At 68.6% G+C, this 17,508-nt stretch carries 20 protein-coding genes, 2 tRNA genes and 1 pseudogene; 20 read left to right on the forward strand and 3 right to left on the reverse strand.

Annotation, left to right across the window (positions count from 1 at the left end; translation table 11 throughout):
* Positions 1-32 precede the first annotated feature (32 nt).
* The 9 genes from AB0E69_RS35770 (at position 33) to AB0E69_RS35810 (ending at position 7,249) form a co-directional block, all read left to right on the forward strand.
* Entirely contained in the window at positions 33-497 is a 465-nt protein-coding gene (locus AB0E69_RS35770) for a hypothetical protein (protein ID WP_360156824.1), read from the forward strand.
* A gap of 49 nt (positions 498-546) precedes the next feature.
* A complete protein-coding gene (locus AB0E69_RS35775; RefSeq protein ID WP_360156827.1) occupies positions 547-2,463 on the forward strand; it encodes a hypothetical protein in 1,917 nt (638 codons plus the stop codon).
* A gap of 112 nt (positions 2,464-2,575) precedes the next feature.
* A complete protein-coding gene (locus AB0E69_RS35780) occupies positions 2,576-2,905 on the forward strand; it encodes a hypothetical protein (protein ID WP_360156830.1) in 330 nt (109 codons plus the stop codon).
* 161 nt (positions 2,906-3,066) lie between these two features.
* The gene (locus AB0E69_RS35785; protein WP_360156833.1) at positions 3,067-4,197 is read left to right on the forward strand and encodes an alpha/beta fold hydrolase; all 1,131 of its coding nucleotides are present in this window, start codon (positions 3,067-3,069) and stop codon (positions 4,195-4,197) included.
* Between the two features lie 26 nt (positions 4,198-4,223).
* A complete protein-coding gene (locus tag AB0E69_RS35790) occupies positions 4,224-4,604 on the forward strand; it encodes a VOC family protein (protein ID WP_360156836.1) in 381 nt (126 codons plus the stop codon).
* Positions 4,605-4,645: 41 nt separating this feature from the next.
* Positions 4,646-5,038: a cytidine deaminase gene (locus AB0E69_RS35795; RefSeq protein ID WP_360156839.1), complete on the forward strand. Its 393-nt coding sequence runs from the start codon at positions 4,646-4,648 to the stop codon at positions 5,036-5,038.
* 479 nt (positions 5,039-5,517) lie between these two features.
* A complete protein-coding gene (locus AB0E69_RS35800) occupies positions 5,518-5,685 on the forward strand; it encodes a hypothetical protein (protein WP_360156842.1) in 168 nt (55 codons plus the stop codon).
* Entirely contained in the window at positions 5,661-6,272 is a 612-nt protein-coding gene (locus tag AB0E69_RS35805) for an MBL fold metallo-hydrolase (protein WP_360156845.1), read from the forward strand. The genes AB0E69_RS35800 and AB0E69_RS35805 overlap by 25 nt, the downstream gene beginning before the upstream one ends.
* 68 nt (positions 6,273-6,340) lie before the next feature.
* A complete protein-coding gene (locus AB0E69_RS35810; RefSeq protein ID WP_360156848.1) occupies positions 6,341-7,249 on the forward strand; it encodes an alpha/beta hydrolase in 909 nt (302 codons plus the stop codon).
* A gap of 145 nt (positions 7,250-7,394) precedes the next feature.
* On the opposite strand, the gene AB0E69_RS35815 is transcribed toward AB0E69_RS35810, so the two are convergent.
* Positions 7,395-7,465: transfer RNA gene (locus tag AB0E69_RS35815), tRNA-Gly, on the reverse strand.
* Between the two features lie 108 nt (positions 7,466-7,573).
* Between AB0E69_RS35815 and AB0E69_RS35820 the strand changes: the two genes are divergently transcribed.
* From AB0E69_RS35820 to AB0E69_RS35855, 8 genes and pseudogenes are all read left to right on the forward strand, one after another.
* Positions 7,574-7,646, forward strand: a tRNA-Pro gene (locus tag AB0E69_RS35820).
* A 75-nt stretch (positions 7,647-7,721) separates the two neighbouring features.
* Positions 7,722-9,119 carry a trigger factor gene (tig, locus tag AB0E69_RS35825; RefSeq protein WP_360156851.1) on the forward strand — a complete coding sequence of 466 codons (1,398 nt, stop codon included), beginning with the start codon at positions 7,722-7,724 and terminating at the stop codon, positions 9,117-9,119.
* A 174-nt stretch (positions 9,120-9,293) separates the two neighbouring features.
* Complete coding sequence (locus AB0E69_RS35830; protein WP_134097004.1) at positions 9,294-9,917, forward strand: ATP-dependent Clp protease proteolytic subunit; 624 nt, start codon at positions 9,294-9,296, stop codon at positions 9,915-9,917.
* A 25-nt stretch (positions 9,918-9,942) separates the two neighbouring features.
* Positions 9,943-10,554, forward strand: a complete 612-nt coding sequence (locus AB0E69_RS35835; protein ID WP_360156855.1) for an ATP-dependent Clp protease proteolytic subunit — start codon at positions 9,943-9,945, stop codon at positions 10,552-10,554.
* A 148-nt stretch (positions 10,555-10,702) separates the two neighbouring features.
* A complete protein-coding gene (clpX, locus tag AB0E69_RS35840; protein WP_360156858.1) occupies positions 10,703-11,998 on the forward strand; it encodes an ATP-dependent Clp protease ATP-binding subunit ClpX in 1,296 nt (431 codons plus the stop codon).
* A 102-nt stretch (positions 11,999-12,100) separates the two neighbouring features.
* The gene (locus tag AB0E69_RS35845; protein ID WP_360156990.1) at positions 12,101-12,706 is read left to right on the forward strand and encodes a hypothetical protein; all 606 of its coding nucleotides are present in this window, start codon (positions 12,101-12,103) and stop codon (positions 12,704-12,706) included.
* Positions 12,673-12,774 (forward strand): annotated as a pseudogene (locus AB0E69_RS35850) (hypothetical protein); the annotation flags it as partial. The gene AB0E69_RS35845 and the pseudogene AB0E69_RS35850, both read left to right, overlap by 34 nt.
* 156 nt (positions 12,775-12,930) lie before the next feature.
* Positions 12,931-13,689 carry an alpha/beta hydrolase gene (locus AB0E69_RS35855; RefSeq protein ID WP_360156984.1) on the forward strand — a complete coding sequence of 253 codons (759 nt, stop codon included), beginning with the start codon at positions 12,931-12,933 and terminating at the stop codon, positions 13,687-13,689.
* Here AB0E69_RS35855 and AB0E69_RS35860 read toward each other — a convergent pair.
* On the reverse strand, positions 13,676-14,530 hold the full coding sequence (locus AB0E69_RS35860) for an NAD(P)H-binding protein (RefSeq protein ID WP_360156861.1): 855 nt from the start codon (positions 14,528-14,530) through the stop codon (positions 13,676-13,678). The genes AB0E69_RS35855 and AB0E69_RS35860 overlap by 14 nt on opposite strands.
* 110 nt (positions 14,531-14,640) lie before the next feature.
* Between AB0E69_RS35860 and AB0E69_RS35865 the strand changes: the two genes are divergently transcribed.
* Complete coding sequence (locus tag AB0E69_RS35865; RefSeq protein ID WP_360156864.1) at positions 14,641-15,540, forward strand: AraC family transcriptional regulator; 900 nt, start codon at positions 14,641-14,643, stop codon at positions 15,538-15,540.
* Here AB0E69_RS35865 and AB0E69_RS35870 read toward each other — a convergent pair.
* Entirely contained in the window at positions 15,527-16,576 is a 1,050-nt protein-coding gene (locus AB0E69_RS35870) for a helix-turn-helix transcriptional regulator (RefSeq protein WP_360156867.1), read from the reverse strand. The genes AB0E69_RS35865 and AB0E69_RS35870 overlap by 14 nt on opposite strands.
* 122 nt (positions 16,577-16,698) lie before the next feature.
* On the opposite strand from AB0E69_RS35870, the gene AB0E69_RS35875 reads away from it, so the two are divergent.
* On the forward strand, positions 16,699-17,127 hold the full coding sequence (locus AB0E69_RS35875) for a cupin domain-containing protein (protein ID WP_360156870.1): 429 nt from the start codon (positions 16,699-16,701) through the stop codon (positions 17,125-17,127).
* Entirely contained in the window at positions 17,124-17,495 is a 372-nt protein-coding gene (locus AB0E69_RS35880) for a DUF1304 family protein (protein WP_360156873.1), read from the forward strand. Before AB0E69_RS35875 ends, AB0E69_RS35880 begins: the two co-directional genes overlap by 4 nt.
* The last annotated feature ends 13 nt before the right edge of the window (positions 17,496-17,508 follow it).

Below are 17,508 nucleotides of genomic sequence, written 5' to 3' on the forward strand. Positions count from 1 at the left end.
CGCGAAACTTGGCGACCCAAGGGAGCAACCACATGTCTCATGCGTCGCCACCAGGCAAGCCGAAGCGGCGGGTTACGTGGGTGGCCGCGGTGTGGATCTTCATCCTCGGGCTGCTGGTCGGTGCGGCTGTGCACGCGCGGATCGAGGGTCCGGCGGTCGGCGCGCCGCAGCCAACGGCAACGGTGACCGCGACCGTCTCCAAGCCGGCGGTGACCTTGCCCGCGCCGCCGCGGAAGACCGTGACCGCGCGGCCTCCGACTCCGGCGGCCGCGATCCACGGCGACGGGACGTACGAGGTAGGCGTGGACATCAAGGCCGGGGACTACAAGGCGGCCGGCGGCGCGGGATGCTACTGGGCGCGGCTGAAGAGCCTGGACGGCGGGACCGACGCGATCATCACGAACAACCTCAGCAACGGTCCGCAGACGGTGACGGTGAAGACGACCGACAAGGGGTTCGAGACCGCGCGCTGCGGGCCGTGGACGAAGGTGGGCTGAAGGGGTCCAGACCGGTTGGTGCTTCCGTTACCGGTGGTTACTGGTTAGGGTGCGGGCCGTTGTCCACAGTTGGGCTGGGGGGTCTGGTGTTCAGGTTCGGGTCAAGGCGCTCGCGGTCGCGTGTGCCGTCGTACTGCTGCCGCTGGCGGCCGGTCGGGTGATGGCAGCGGACCCGCCGGAGCACCTGGGCGAGGGCGTTCTTGTCCCTGGGCGTACTGCGGCCGACGTGGGGATGTCCGGGGCGCGGATCGTCGTGTCGGACCATGACAGTCACGCGGTGTACGAGACGAGCAACAACGGGACGAGCTGGACGGCCTCTGGTGGGTCCAGCAGCGGCAAGGCGCTGCAGGTGGAGGGCGCGTCGCTGCTGACGTTCGACGGAGGTACTGCGAAGGTCGGTGGGCTTTCGTTCCCGTCTGCCGACGAGGTGGTGCTGGGCAAGGGCGGGAAGCTCGTGTCGGACCAGGCTGCCGGAGCTGCTACGGCCTCGGTGTACGCCGTCGCCAATGGGACAAAGCTGGCGGACTACGCGCCGCCCTTTGCCCTCGCGGACAACACGGTGTGGAAGGTGACGTCGCCGGGACATCTGGACGGCAAGGACCTCACCACTGGGGTCGTGAAGACCGTGCTGGTCGCGAGTGCGTGCACGGTCGGACCGCACGGGGTCAACGGCCGCTGGGCGTTGCTGAGTGGGTGCAACCAGGTCGTGGACGTGCAGGGGCCGCAGGCGCCGCGCAACCTGACCGTGGCGGCGGACGCTCAGCTGGGGAACGGCTTTACGGTCCAGGCGTCTGGGTCCGACCTGCTGGTGACGGACCTGAACGACGTCGCGCTTGGGCAGCGGCGGTACGGCCCGGTGCGTACGGCTGCTCCTAGTTTCCGTGCGGACGGAGGCGGCGCAGCGAAGATCGTGTATGCCGACGGCGCGGACCGGCCGCGGGTGATCACGCTGGGCTGGCTGGCGGCGGATCCGCAGCAGCGGCCGGACACTGTGGCGCCGAAGCTGACCAGTGCGTCGGCCGGGGACCGGATCCGGGACAACACCAGCCTGTCGTTCGAGTGGGCGTACGAGGACCCGCAGGACCCGAACTCGCCGGCCACGGGCGTGAACACGTACGACCTACGGATCCAGCAGCGGCCCAACCGGACTTCGCCGTACGGCGCGTGGAACCAGGTGCCGGCGTGGCAGGGGCTGAAGACGAACGGCGCCAGCATGACGGCCGCTGTCGGCACTGATACCTGCTGGCAGGTGCGGGCGCGCGACTACGCAGGCAACGTCAGCGCGTGGAGCGCGTCGTACTGCAGCGAGGTCGACGGTACGGCCCCGTCGCTGGTGACGTGGCGGATCGGGGACCGGGTCGCGCTGGGCGCGCCGGTGACGGTCCGGTGGGCCTACAAGGACGACACCGACATCGCGTCGTACGACGTGATCTACAAGGTAGCTGCGCCTGGTGTTGCTCTAGGCAACTGGATCTACCCGGCCACGTGGCAGAACACGCGCATCACGTCGATCTCCTGGACGCCACGCCTCGGCTGGGACGAGTGCTTCATGGTTCGCGCCCGCGACTACCTCGGCAACGTCTCGGCGTGGGCCCCACAGATCTGCTCGGTCTCCCCGCAGGACGACCGAGCCTTCACCACCGCAGGCACCGCAACCCGCTCCACCAGCACCCTGGCCTTCCAAGGCACCACCGCCATCCTGAAAGCCAACGGCGCCTACCTGACCAAGGCAACCGAAGCAGCCCAGCGCATAGCCGTAGTAGCCATCCACGGCCCCGGCCAAGGCCGCGTCGACGTCTACCACGCCAACATCAAAATAGGCACGGTAAACCTGTCCGCCACCACCACCTCCCGAGTAGTCACCTACCTACCCACCACCCCCCTCCGCACCGGCCCAGTAAAGGTCATCTCAACCACCACGGCCCCCGCCGCGATAGACGCCCTAGCCTTCCTGCGCGCTCCATAAGCCAGGCCAGCTGATGGAGATTCGCCGGGTTGGTTTCGAGGTGCGGTCCTGGGAGGGCGGGCCGGTGCGTGAGCTCATGCCGACTGTGGACGGGGTGAGCTTGGTCGAGTTGGTGGCTTCGTATGAAGCGGAGCGGGGGTTTGATGTTGTTGGTGGGTACGCCGGGTTGGTCCTGGACTACTTCGACTACGGGGACCTGGCGCAGTACCTGACAGGACGGCCGGAGTCGCAGTACTGGGCTGAGCGCGGGGCTCTGGCGCTGCTCGGGTGTGAGTGCGGCGAGATGGGATGCTGGCCGCTCGAGGCCCGGGTCGCTGGTGGCGAGCAGGTGACGTGGAGTGGGTTTGCCCAGCCGCACCGGCCAGGCCGGGACTACTCGGGGTTCGGGCCGTTTGTCTTCGACCGGTCGCAGTACGAGGCGGCCGTGCGGCGGATCGGTTGAGTGACCCAGCGCGCCTGGAAGATGGGGGGATGGTGCGGATTCCGGGGTTGGTGGTGGGGGATCGGTGGTTTTCGGTGCCGGTGGAGCATGGGCGGGCGGGGGGTGGGACGCTCGAGGTGCTGGGGCGGGAGGTTGTTGCTTCGGGCAAGGTTGATGAGGACTTGCCTTGGCTTGTGTATCTGCACGGTGGGCCGGGGTTGCCGGCGCCGCGGCCGATGGGGGCCAGCGGGTGGCTGGAGCGGGCGACTCGGGACTACCGGGTGTTGTTGCTCGACCAGCGCGGGACAGGTCGCAGTACGCCGGTCACCGCGCGTACTGCGAAGTCGATGAAGCCGGCCGAGCTTGCGGCGTACCTGCGGTTGTTCCGGGCTGACTCGATCGTCCGTGACCTCGAGCTGATCCGCGCCGAGCTCAGCCCGGGCAAGCCGTGGACGACGCTGGGCACGAGCTACGGCGGGTTCATCACGCTCACGTACCTCTCGCTCGCGCCGGAGGGGCTAAAGACCAGCCTGATCATGGGCGGTCTCCCAGGCCTCGCCGCGACGCCGGACGACGTCTACACCGCGACGTACCCGCGCGTCGTCGCGAAGAACGAGGAGTACTACGCCCGCTACCCGGAGGACGTCGCCCGGGTACGCCGGATCGCGGACCACCTGCGCGACAACGACGTACGCCTGCCCGACGGCGACCGGCTCGACGTACTGCGCTTCCAGACGCTCGGTATCGAGCTGGGCATGAGCGGGTACGCCGAGGAGCTGCACTGGTTGATCGACTCGGCGTGGGACGGGGACGAGCTGTCGCGCCCCTTCTTGTACGGCGTGATGGGCAACGGCGGCGAGGGCAACGTGCCGCTGTGGACGGTGATACACGAGAGCATCTACGCGCAGGACGACTGCCCCACCAACTGGGCCGCCGCGCGCCTGCGCCCGCCGGAGTTCGACCCGGACCGGGAGCGGCTGCTGTTCACCGGCGAGATGATCTACCCGTGGATGCTGGAGCACATCTCCGGCCTGCAGCCGTTCGCCGAGGCGGCTCACCTGCTCGCGTCAGAAGGCGGTTGGACCCCGCTCTACGACACCGACCGGCTGGCCACCAACCGCGTCCCGGTCGCGGCGGCCATCTGGCACGAGGACATGTACGTCGACGCCGCCCTGTCGCTCCAGACCGCGGCGCACATCGGGAACCTGACCCACTGGGTCACCAACGAGTGGCAGCACAACGGCGGCTCCGCCTCTGGCGGTGCGGTCCTGGACCGCTTGCTCGAGCTGGCAGCGGACCTGCCACCTGTCTGATCCCTTGGTAGGGGAAGGATACGCACATGGTTTCGATGGTGCAGAACGTGGCGATCGACTGTGCGAATGCGTACGAGCTGGCTCGTTTCTGGAGCGAGGTGACCGGCCGGCCACTCGATCCGGACTGCGAGCCAGGTGACCATGAGACCGTCGTACTGCTGGCGGAGGGACCGGTCCTGTACTTCAACCAGGTCCCCGAGCCGAAGACCGTCAAGAACCGCGTCCACCTGTGCCTACGCCCCGAGACGACACGCGACGAGGAGGTACGGCGCCTCCTCGCCCTCGGCGCCACGCTCGTCGCCGACCGCCGCAACCCCGACGGCACCGGCTGGGCCGTCCTCGCCGACCCCGAGGGCAACGAGTTCTGCGTACTCCGCAGCGAAGCCGACCGCCGCGCGCCTCAGTAATTCCATCGCCCCGAGATGACTGCGAAGGCTAGGTTCCGTGCGTGAAAACCAACGACACGCTGATCGAGGCGGCCGCGGCGGTGCTGCATCCTCACCACGTAGGGGATCGACTGTTCGGGGACGTGGCGTCGGCGCTCGTGACCGAGGCCGGGAACGTGTACGTCGGGGTCTGTATCGACACCGCATCCGGCACCGGGTTCTGTGCTGAGCATGCCGCGATCGCCGCGATGGTCACCGCCCGCGAGTACAAGATCGCCAAGATCGTCGCCGTCTGGCAAGGCGCCGATGCGCTCCACGTCGTACCGCCCTGCGGCCGCTGCCGGGAATTCATCCGCCAGATCGACCCGGCGAACTCGAACACCGAGGTCCTCCTGGGCGCCGACCGATCCGCACCCCTCCACACCCTCCTCCCGGACAGCGACTGGCCCGCCTGAAGCTGGGTCGGCCGAGCGCGGGGTGTAATGGTGGCGTGAGTTGGACTGCGCCGCCGGATCCGCGGGTGTGGCATGGGTACTCCGATGCGCCGAGGCACACGGTCCTGGTGGTGCTTGGGTGGTTCTTTGCGGGGCTGTTCGCGGCGGTTGGTTGTCTCGGCGTGCTGATGCTGGCGGTGCCGTCGGACCCGTGCGCGCCGGAGGCTGTCGAGTGTGGGCCTGAGCCGAGGACGTTTGCGCTGGTGGGTCTGGGGTTGTGGGTCCTTGCGGGGGTCGCGGCTGCGTGGGCGGTGTATTGGCTGGTCCGGGATGCGCGGTACCGGTTTCAGGCTCCACCCAACTGGCCGCCGCATCCGCCGGGGTGGCGCCCGGCTCGGGGGTGGATGCCGCCGGCTGAGTTTCCGAAGGCTCCTGAGGGCTGGAAGTTCTGGCGCTGAGCGGGTCTGCATTTTGTCGGAGGCAGCTGACAAGGTGAGCGCATGGTGAAGCAGGTGGCCGACGGGGTCTGGGTGCGGCAGAGCGAGTGGGTCTCGAGCAATGCCGTGGTCGTGCGCGGGGATGACGGGCTGGTCCTGGTCGACCCGGCATCAGCGGGTCCGATCTGGAGGAGCTCGCCGATGACGTGGGACGCCTCGGCATCCCCGTGATTGCTGGGTTCTCCACCCACCCGCACTGGGACCACCTGCTCTGGCACTCCCGGTTCGGCGACGTACCGCGGTATGCGACTGCTCCCAATGTCCAGCTGGCCACTGCAGCGCGGGAGCGGGCGCAGGCGATGGCGGCGGAGAGCGCGGACGGCATCCCGCTCGAGCTGATCGGTCTCCTCACCCCGCTGCCCGCGGACGGCGGGCCCGTGCCGGGCGAGCTGATCGAGCACGACGCGCACGCGATCGGCCACGCCGCCGTACTCCTCGCGGACCGCGGCGTCCTGATCGCCGGCGACATGCTGTCCGACGTACTCATCCCGATGCTCGACCCGCGCCGCCCCAACCAGCTGCCTGCCTACGAAGCGGCACTCGATCGCCTCAGCGAAGCCGCCCAGTACGTCGACGTACTCATCCCAGGCCACGGAGCCGTCGCCGAACGCACCGAGATCGCGGCCCGCATCGCCGCCGACCGCGCCTACCTCAACGCCCTACGCCAAGGTGACGAGCCGACAGACCCCCGCCTGGCCCAGGACTGGCTGGCCGCTCCCCATCAGACAAACCTGAAGCAGGCCCAAGCCACGGATTAATCGGCATAGACGCCCCCTCTCGAGCGCCCTACTATAAACGTAGTAGTAGCCGCACGAGGGAGGCCGCCATGGCCACGTCCGAGCCACACAGCACAGGTTCCGTAGCCGCCCAGGCCTGGTCCCCGCCCCTTCCAGAGGCGCCCGGCTTCGACCACCGAGTCGTCGAAACGCCAGGCCTACGCACCCACGTCGCAACCATCGGCGAAGGCGACCCTGTCGTCCTCCTCCACGGATTCCCCCAACACTGGTGGCAGTGGCGCGCGATCGCCCCCGTCATCGCCGCGGCGGGCTACCAAGCAATCTGCCCCGACCTCCGCGGAGCCGGCTGGACCACAGCCGACAATCCCGAAATCAAACGCGAGACCCGCCTCCACGACCTACTCAACCTCTTCGACGCCCTGAAGATCGACCGCGCCCACCTCATCTCCCACGACATGGGCGTCATCACAGCAATGCAACTGACCTACGAACACCCCGACCGCGTGCGGACCGCAACCCAACTCTCCGTGCCACCGGGCTTCATGAGATTCAGCCCCAAACTCCTGCCCGGCTTCCAGCACCTCCCGCCCTTCATCTGGCATCGCCCAGGCGCCTCCCTGGCAGGAGTCTTCTCCCACAGGTACGTCGCAACCCCCATCTCCCAGGCCACCATCGAATCCCACCTGGCCCCCCTGACCCGCCCCGAAATCGACGCCGCAGTACGCCCCCTGACCCGAGGCATGGTCCTCCCCGAAGCCCTACGCATCATCCGAGGCACCTACCGCCACCGCCGCCTGACAGTCCCCACCCAAATCATCTTCGGCCGCCAAGACCACCCCTGGACCGAAGAAACCATGAGCCACGTCTGCAGCACCCCCGACCGCTACGCCGACCACATCAAATTCACCTACATAGCCAACGCAGCCCACTTCATAACTGACGATGCCCCGACCGCGATTGCTGACCTGGCCGTCGAATGGTTCAACCGACCCGCATAACCCGACCACAGCGGGCCGAGCGAAGCGAAGGCAAAGGGGGTGCGGGTGGCGGAGCCCCCGCCGCGTCGAGCGGAGCGAGACGCATGACATGACGAGGGCGAGGCAGCCTGCGCACTCCGCAGGCACACCTCGCCCATCGTCCGAGAGCGGGTGACGAGAATCGAACTCGCGTAGTCAGTTTGGAAGACTGGGGCTCTACCATTGAGCTACACCCGCGTGCTCAGGTAATGATTCCACAACCCTGGGGCCAGACTCAAAACGAGGAGCCCAGGCCCCCGGTGGTCAGAGCACTGGTTCCGGTCGACTAGACTCTTCCGGTCACTGCGGGGCGTAGCGTAGTGGCTAGCGCGCCTGCTTTGGGAGCAGGAGACCGCAGGTTCGAGTCCTGTCGCCCCGACAAACCCCCTGCAGCACCGCTGCGGCGCGGGCTGTCACCGTGCTGCCTGTCACCGAATCAAGGAGAACCGCCACCGTGAAGAGCACCGTCGAGTCCTTGAGCCCGACCAAGGTCAAGCTCATCGTCGAGGTGCCGTTCGAGGAGCTCAAGCCGAGCCTCGACGCGGCGTACAAGGCCATCGCTCAGCAGATCCAGGTGCCGGGCTTCCGCAAGGGCAAGATCCCGCCGCAGGTCATCGACCAGCGGGTCGGCCGTGGGCCCGTGCTCGAGGAAGCGATCAACGACGCCTTGCCGAAGCTGTACTCGCAGGCGGTCAGCGACAACCAGGTGAAGGCGATCGGCCGGCCCGAGGTCGACGTGACCGAGTTCAACGACAAGGAGAGCCTGCAGTTCTCCGCCGAGGTCGAGGTCCGCCCGGAGATCACGCTGCCGGACCTGGAGGGCATCGAGGCCGAGGTCGAGGACCTGAAGATCTCCGACGACGAGGTCGAGGAGCAGATCGAGGCCCTGCGCCAGCGGTTCGGCTCGCTGAACCCGGTCGAGCGCCCGGTGCAGGACAAGGACTACATCACCATCGACCTGTCCGCGAGCAAGGACGGCGAGCGGGTCGAGGAGGCGCAGGCGAGCGGCCTGTCGTACCAGGTCGGCAGCGGTCAGCTGCTCGACGGCCTGGACGACGCCGTGACCGGCCTGAGCGCCGGCGAGAAGGCGACCTTCGTCACCCAGCTGGTCGGCGGCGAGCTCAAGGGCGAGGACGTCGACGTCGAGGTGACCGTGACCGCGGTCAAGGAGCAGGAGCTGCCGGCGCTGGACGACGAGTTCGCGCAGACGGCGTCCGAGTTCGACACCGCGGAGGAGCTCACCGCCGATGTCCGCGCTCGGCTGGAGCGCGGCAAGCGGCTCGAGCAGGCCGGCGACGCGCGTGACGCCGTACTGGAGAAGATCCTCACCCTGGTCGACGTGCCGGTGCCGGACGGTCTGCTGACCGACGAGCTGGCCGCCCGCAAGGAGAACCTGGAGCAGCAGCTCGGGTACTCCGGGATGACGATGGAGCAGTTCCTCGAGGGCGAGGAGCAGACCCAGGAAGAGTTCGACGAGGACCTGAAGAAGCGCTCCGAGGACGCGATCAAGGCGCAGTTCGTGCTGGACCTGGTGGCCGAGCAGCAGGAGCTGAGCGTCAACGACCAGGAGCTCACCGAGCACATCGTCCGGCACGCGCAGCGTTCCGGCGTCAGCCCGGACCAGTTCGCCCAGCACGCGGTGGAGAACAACCTGGTCCCGAGCCTGGTCTCCGAGGTCGTCCGCGGCAAGGCGCTGGCGCACCTGGTCGAGAACGCCAAGATCACCGACGCGTCCGGCAACCACGTCGAGCTCAAGACCCTGCAGCCGGACGGCTCGTACGCCGACCCCGAGGCGGAGACCGCCGACGCGACCGAGGCCGAGGCCCCGGTCGAGGAGCCCGCGAAGGCCTGAGCCGGCACAGCACCGAGCGGCCCGGAACCCACCAAGGTTCCGGGCCGTTCGCGTGGGCGAAGTACCTGACACGGCAACACCGATTTAGCTGTGGGCAGACGCCCCGGTGCGCCGTGAGCGAACACCTGCGGCCCAGCCTTAGGTCTGTCGCCGCCGCCCAGTAATGTCGGGTTCGTGAACGAGACATTTGCAGCCAGCCCCACCGCCGCGGGCGGCAACGGCTCCGGCGGACAAGACGACGACATCTACCGCGAGCTGCGGAAAAACCGCATCATCTTCCTGGGGTCCGAGGTTCGCGACGACAACTCGAACGCGATCATCGCGCAGATGCTGCTGCTGAACGCTCAGGATCCGAGCGCGGACATCTGGCTGTACATCAACTCGCCGGGTGGCTCGGTGGACTCCGGCATGGCGATCTACGACACCATGCAGTGGATCTCCAACGACGTCGCCACCGTCGGGATGGGTCTGGCGGCCTCCATGGGCCAGTTCCTGCTCTGCGCCGGCGCGAAGGGCAAGCGCTACTCGCTGCCGCACGCGCGGATCATGATGCACCAGCCGTCCGGCGGTATGGGTGGTACGGCCTCGGACATCAAGATCCAGGCCGAGCAGTCGCTGCACCTGAAGGCGCTGCTGTTCAAGCTGATCGCCGAGCACACCGGCCAGCCGCTCGAGCAGGTCGAGAACGACGCGGACCGCGACCGCTGGTTCACCGCCGAGGCGGCCAAGGAGTACGGCTTCATCGACCACGTCGTGACCAGCGCCGCCCAGCTGAGCCAGGGCAGCCCGAACTCCTGATCTCCCACTCCAGTTAGGACGCACCATGAACTACTTCATCCCGCAGTGGGAGGAGCGCACGTCGTACGGCATGCGCCGGATCGATCCCTACACGAAGCTGTTCGAGGACCGGATCATCTTCCTCGGTACGCCGATCACCGACGAGATCGCGAACGCGGTGATGGCGCAGCTGCTGTGCCTGCAGTCGATGGACTCCGACCGCGACATCAGCATCTACATCAACTCGCCGGGCGGCTCGTTCACAGCGCTGACCGCGATCTACGACACCGTTCGGTACATCAAGCCCGATGTCCAGACGGTCTGCCTCGGCCAGGCGGCCTCCGCCGCGGCGGTGCTGCTCGCGGCCGGTACGCCGGGCAAGCGGCTTGCGCTCCCGAACAGCCGGATCATCATCCACCAGCCGGCCACCGAGGGCACCTACGGGCAGTCCAGCGACATCGAGATCCAGGCGAACGAGATCCTCCGCCTGCGGGCGCTGCTGGAGACCATGATCGCCGACGCGAGTGGCAAGTCGCGCGAGGAGGTGTCCCGCGACATCGAGCGGGACAAGTTCCTGACCGCCGAGCAGGCGATCGAGTACGGCCTGATCGACGACGTCCTGCAGTCCCTGAAGACCCCGGTCCCGGCCGGCGTCTGAGTACTCCCTGGCCCTAGGCAGTCCAGCTGTCAAGGGCCAGCCGCGTTCGCCACCGGCGTAGTCACAACCCGGTGGCGAGCGCGGCTTTTCCGCCCTTGACGGGGTACCGTCGAAACGGTCCGACTGCGCATAGAAGGGATCTGTCCCGGTGGCACGCATAGGTGACGGCGGTGACCTGCTCAAGTGCTCGTTCTGCGGCAAGAGTCAGAAGCAGGTCAAGAAGCTCATCGCCGGTCCCGGCGTCTACATCTGCGACGAGTGCATCGATCTCTGCAACGAGATCATCGAGGAAGAGCTGAACGAGGGCTCGGAGGTCGGTCTCACCGAGCTGCCGAAGCCCCGCGAGATCTACGACTTCCTCAACGCCTACGTCGTCGGACAGGACGTGGCGAAGAAGGCACTCGCGGTAGCGGTGTACAACCACTACAAGCGGGTCCGCGACGGCCAGGGCGCGTCCAGCGCCGGCCGGCACGCGAAGGACGAGGCCGTTGAGCTGGCCAAGTCGAACATCCTGCTGATCGGCCCGACGGGCTGCGGCAAGACGTACCTCGCCCAGACGCTCGCCCGGATGCTGAACGTCCCGTTCGCGATCGCGGACGCGACCGCGCTGACCGAGGCGGGGTACGTCGGTGAGGACGTCGAGAACATCCTGCTCAAGCTGATCCAGGCGGCCGACTACGACGTCAAGAAGGCCGAGACCGGGATCATCTACATCGACGAGGTCGACAAGATCGCCCGCAAGAGCGAGAACCCGTCGATCACCCGGGACGTCTCTGGTGAAGGCGTCCAGCAGGCGCTGCTGAAGATCCTGGAAGGGACGACGGCCTCGGTGCCGCCGCAGGGTGGCCGCAAGCACCCGCACCAGGAGTTCATCCAGATCGACACCACCAACGTGCTGTTCATCGTCGGCGGCGCGTTCGCCGGCCTGGACCACATGGTCGAGCAGCGGGTCGGCAAGAAGACCCTCGGGTTCAACGCGGTCCGCGAGCCGGAGAAGCCGAAGGAGGTCGGTGGGTACGCCGACGTCATGCCGGAGGACCTGCTCAAGTTCGGGCTGATCCCCGAGTTCATCGGCCGGCTGCCGGTGATCACGACGGTGTCCCCGCTGGACCGCGAGGCGCTGATCAAGATCCTGTCCGAGCCGAAGAACGCGCTGGTCAAGCAGTACCGGCGGCTCTTCGAGATCGACAACGTCGAGCTCGAGTTCAGCGACGACGCGGTCGAGGCGATCGCCGACCAGGCGCTGCTCCGCGGTACCGGCGCCCGGGGCCTGCGGGCGATCATGGAAGAGGTTCTCCTCAACGTGATGTACGAGGTGCCGAGCCGCGAGGACGTCGCGAAGGTCGTCGTCACCGGCGAGGTCGTCCTGGAGAACGTGAACCCGACGCTGATCCCGCGCGACCAGATCGAGCGCAAGCGCGAGCGCCGCGAGAAGACCGCCTGACCGCAGCAGTCAGCAGGAGGCCGGGTCCACCGCGAGGTGGGTTCCCGGCCTCCTTCTCGTGACGGACGCGGCCTGAGCAGCCGTCCGCCTACGGTCGGCGACATGACGCCCAGAAGAATCCTTCGAAGTCTCTTGGTCGGCGCTGCCGCAGTGGTCCTGCTGGCCCCGATGACGCCGGCGACGGCGCAGAGTGCCAAGCCGATGATCGCGTGGGGGAGCTGCGGGACCGACCCCCAACTGAAGCCGTTCCAGTGCGCCACGGTCGAGGTGCCGACCGACTACGACAGGCCGCACGGGCCGACCACGACGATCGCGCTGACCCGGCTGCCGGCGAGCGATCCGGCGCACCGGATCGGCACACTGTTCACCAACCCCGGCGGCCCCGGCGGTTCGGGTGTCGACCTGGTCCAGCAGGCCGGCCAGTTCATCTACACGCCGGAGGTCCGCGCGAGGTTCGACATCCTCGGCTTCGACCCCCGCGGCGTGAGCCGCTCGGATCCCGCGACCTGCTACCCGACCGAGGCGGACGAGGCCAAGGCGCTCGCGAACGTACCGCCGTTCCCGCTGACGCCGAAGGAGGAGCGGCAGTACACCGCCGCGGGCGCGAAGCTCGCAGCCAGCTGCCAGACCACCTCGCGCACTACTCCACCGCGAACGTCGCCCGCGACCTGGATCTGCTTCGGCAGGCCGTCGGCGACGACAAGCTGACGTACGCCGGGTACTCGTACGGCACGTACCTCGGCGCGACGTACGGCAAGCTCTTCCCGAACAAGGTCCGGGCACTCGTCCTCGACGGCACGCTCCTGCCCGAGTGGTACTCCGGTTCCGACGGCGACCGCCGCCCGTTCGGCGTCCGCCTCCGGCAGGGTGAAGGCGCGTCCGACACCTACGAGCAGTTCCTTGCCGAGTGCAAGAAGGCCGGGGCCGAGTGCGTGCTCAACAGCCTCGGCGACCCGAAGACCGTGGTCGAGAACAGCCTCCAACGGCTGAAGACCACCCCGATCGACGTACCGCTGCCGGACGGTACGACGATCAAGGTGACGTACGCCGTAGCCGTCGCGGTCACGTTCTCGAACCTGTACGACCCGCTCAACTTCCCGGCGCTCGCCCAGCTCTGGGCGCAGCTCTCGACGACGAACCAGGCGAAGGCGGCCCGGAAGGCACCGCAGGTGCTGATCGACTGGAACCGCCGCAAGGAGGACTACACCACCTCGATCGGCAGCGCGCTGCAGCCGTGTGTCGAGGCGCGCCAGAGCCGCCGGCCGTTCGCGTACCCGCAGTACGCCGATGCCGCCGACCGGCGCGCGCCGCACTTCGGCCGCTACCGCGCCTGGGTCGGGATCGAGTGCGAGTTCATGGGCATTCGCGACACCGACGCGTTCCTCGGCCCGTGGCAGAACACGGTGAAAGCTCCGGTCCTCGTCTTCGGCACCCGCCACGACCCGGCGACGCCGTACCAGGCCACCCGTCCGTACGCCGACCTGTGGCCGGACGCGCGGATGGTGACGGTCGAGGGCTGGGGGCACACGACGATCGGCAAGAGCAGCTGCGCCGATCGCCTGGTCACCGAGTATCTGGTCGACCTCCAGGCGCCCAGGGACGGCTCGACCTGCACCCAGGACCGCAAGCCGTTCGACCCGGTGCCTGCCGGCGCGAAGTCGCTGCAGCCCGGGGTGATCAGCGGGAGCTGAGCGCGGCGGCGATGGAGTCCGCGATCGGCGTGGTCGGCCGGCCGATCAGGCGCGACAGGTCGCTGCCGCGCCCGGCCAGCAGGCCACGCCCGATCGCGTCGTCCACGCCGACGAACAGCTGCGCCACCGGCTCCGGGAGACCCGCACCGATCAGCACCTGCGCGTGCTCGGCGGGTGAGAGGTTGCTGTAGGCAACTTCCTGCCCGGACTGCCGGGCCAGTTCGGCCGCGTACTCGGTCAGCGAGTAGTTGGTGTCGCCATTCAGGTCGTACGCCGTCTTCTCGTGCCCGTCCCCGGTCAGTACGACGGCTGCCGCGGCCGCGAAGTCGCGCCGCGCTGCGGACGCGATCCGGCCGTCCCCGGCGCTGCCCACGACACCGTGCTCGAGCTGGCCCGCGATCTGGTCGGTGTAGACCTCGTGGTACCAGCCGTTGCGGAGGAACGTGTACGGCAGACCCGAGTCGAGAATGGCCTGCTCGGTGGCGATGTGGTCGGCGGCCAGGTCGAAGTCGGCCTCCGGTCCGCCGAGCACGCTGGTGTAGACGATCCGTGCGACGCCGGCCTCGCGTGCCGCCGCGATCACCGCCTGGTGCTGGTCGCGCCGGTTCGGCTCGAGACCGGAGATCAGGAGGACCGTGTCGCCCGTCCGGAAGGCCTGCGCGAGGGCTGCCGGGTCGTTGTAGTCCGCGATCCGGATCTCGACGCCGCGGTCGGCGATCGGTGCGGCCTTCGCCGCGTTCCGGGCGACGGCGACGACCTGGTCGGCAGGGACCCGCTGCAGCAGCTCGTCGATGACCAGGTTGCCCAGGTGACCGGTGGCTGCGGTGACGACAATGCTCATCAAAGTGCTCCTCAAAGAAGTGGTGTCACCGACAGTAGACAGGTCGGATCGAGCGGATCTATGTCCATGAAGCGCTGGTTTATGTCTGATCGTCTTGTACTGTGATTGACATGGACGTTCTCGCCGATGTCGTCACGACCCTCCGCACCGGGCCGGCCACCTCCGCGCGCACCGACGCCCGCGGCCCGTGGGGGATGCGGTTCGCGCACTCTTTCGGCGCGACCTTCCACGTGATCCTGCAGGGCAACGCGTGGCTGCTGCCGGATGGCGTGGAGCCGATCGCGCTCGGCCCGGGGGACGTGGTGCTGCTGCCGCGCGGCCTCGAGCACGCGCTCGCCGATCACCCCAGTTCGCCGATCGCGACCTTCGACCCGGCCGCGACGGAGTGGCCGCAGGGGCAGGGTCCGCGGTCGCTGGTGCTGTGCGGGACCTACAGGCTCGATCGCGAGCGCCCGCACCCGGTGCTGAGCAAGCTGCCGGACGTGGTCGTCGTACCGGCCAGTCCGGGCAAGCACCGAACGTTGCATAGGGCAATCAGCATCCTGGGGGAGGAGCTCGACGCGCAGGAGCCCGGCGCGGCGGCCGTCGTACCTGCTCTGGTCGATGCCCTGCTGGTGCTGATCCTGCGGGCCTGGTTCGAGGACAACGAGTGCCCGACCGACAGGGGTTGGGCGCGGGCGCTGACCGATCCTGCGGTGGCGCGGTCGCTCGAGCTGATCCACGAGAAGCCCGGTGCGGCGTGGACCGTGGCGGAGCTCGCCGCCCACGTGGGCCTGTCGAGAGCGGCGTTCGCGCGGCGCTTCACCGAGGCAGTCGGTGAGCCGCCGTTGACCTACCTGGCGCGCTGGCGGATGACGACGGCGGCGCGGCTGCTGCGGGACCTCGACCGTCCGCTCGCCACGGTGGCGAAGGAGATCGGCTACACGTCCGAGTTCGCGTTCGCGAAGGCGTTCAAGCGCGACTTCGGCGTACCTCCGGGCACGTACCGCAAGCAGCTCACGCCGGCCTGATCGTCAGGTCCTCGGGGCGCAGCGTCGCGACCAGCTCGCCGCGGCTGCGGACGCCGACCTTGGCGAACGCGGACTTCAGGTGGTCCTGGATCGTGTGCGGCGAGATCGACAACCGGTCCGCGATCTCGGCCGTCGGGTAGCCGGAGATGACCTCCAGGCAGATCTCCCGCTCGCGGGTGGTCAGCCCGTACGCCGCGAGCAGCATGCCGACCAGGTGACGTCCCGACGCCGGCTCGATCGTGACCACGACCTCCGCCTCGTCGCCGATCAGCCGGCTGCCCTGCAGCAGCACCCAACCGCCGGTGGCCGTCTGCACCCGTGCCTGGAAGGTCCCTGACGTCGCGACCTGTGTCCCGGTGACGACAGCGCGGAGGAGTACGTCGAACCGCCCGGGCGCGATCGCGTTCAGCTCGTCCTGCCAGGTCCGGGCCGCGGCCGTGATCGCACGCGGCTCGCCGGTCGGTCCGGTGACGACAATCGACGGGCCGCCCCCACCGCGGTACCCGTGCGCGTCGGTCCGGACCGCGACCCGCGTCGCCGCGCCGATCACCGGCGCCACCGACTCGAGGAACTCGACCTCGCGGTCGCTGAAGTCCGGCCCGCTCCGGACGAAGCCGGCCGCTCCCCAGCAGTCGCCGTCGACCGCGAACGTCGCCCGCACTTCGTGCTCGATGCCGAGCGGTCGCCAGACCTCGTTCAGCCGCCGGTGCCCGACCACCTCGCGGTACGGCAGGTCGGAGAGCCGCGCGACCCGGTGCTCCGTGCGGGCCAGCTCGGCGAACGAGTTCGGATCGGTGCCGGCGTACTCCGTCTCGGCCAGCCGCGGCTCGTACTCCGAGGGGATGCGGTCCCGGCCGCTCGTCATCGAACTGATCACGAGCGTGCCCGGGTCCATGCCCGCCCAGCAGGTCAGTTCGCTTCCGACGACCTGCTCGACCACCTCGATCGCGGCCGCGTGCAGTTCCGCGACTCCCATCCCCGACGTCGCGAGTGCCGCGATGTCCCGCCGCGCAGAGCGCGCCCGGCCCTCCCACATGCGCCCAGTATGCGCCGCCGTCCAACCGCGGCCTATCCCCGAAATGTGGGGATTCCCGCGGCGGGTAAGCCCCTTTTGCCGCGGGATGTCTCGACGGCCTGGCTGTTCTTACCGTCGCTGCCATGAACGAATCAGTGCATCTGAGCAGCCCCGGCACCGGTGTGGAGTACCCGGCGCCGGACGCGACTGTGACAGTCAAGATCGGGACCGAGCACACCGCCGGTCAGTACGAGATCTTCGAGATCGACGCGCCCCGGGGCGAGGCGGCTCCACCGCACAGCGAGCCGTGGAGCAAGGCGTTCTACGTGCTCCAAGGCCGGATCCTGGTCCAGGCCGGGGATCAGGGATATGACCTCGGCCCCGGGTCGTCGATCAGCATCCCGGCCGGCACGCTGAACACGTTCTCGGTGCTGACGCCGTCGGCCAAGTTCCTCGCCGTCAGCCAGAGCGGCCGGATGGGCGCGTTCTTCGCCGAGCTGGCGGCCGCCGATCCGACCGACTATGCCGCGCTGGGCGAGGTCTCCGCCCGGCACGGGGTGACACTCCCGTGAGTACGGCGGCGCAGGTGCTGGCGAGCGTCATCGCCGTACTGCTGGTGTCGGTCTGGCTGATGGAGTCGTTCTTCTACCGCAGCCCGCGGCTCTACCCGATGTTCCTGCTGGAGCGGCGCGACTTCGACGCGGTCCGGTTGTGGATCGTGAACCTCGGGTTCTACAACCTCACGACCGGTGTCGCGCTGGCACTCGGCGTCGTCCTCGCCCGGACCGGGCACGTGCCGCAGGGTGAGGCGCTGGTCGCCTTCACCGCGGCGCAGCACGTCTTCCTCGCTCTGGTCCTGCTCGCCACCGAGCGTCGGCTCTGGCTCAACACGCTGCTGGAAGGTGTTCCTGCCGCGATACTGCTCATCGTGGTCCTGTAGGAAAATTACCTCT

Source organism: Kribbella sp. NPDC026611, assembly GCF_040638345.1.
Lineage (GTDB): Bacteria > Actinomycetota > Actinomycetes > Propionibacteriales > Kribbellaceae > Kribbella.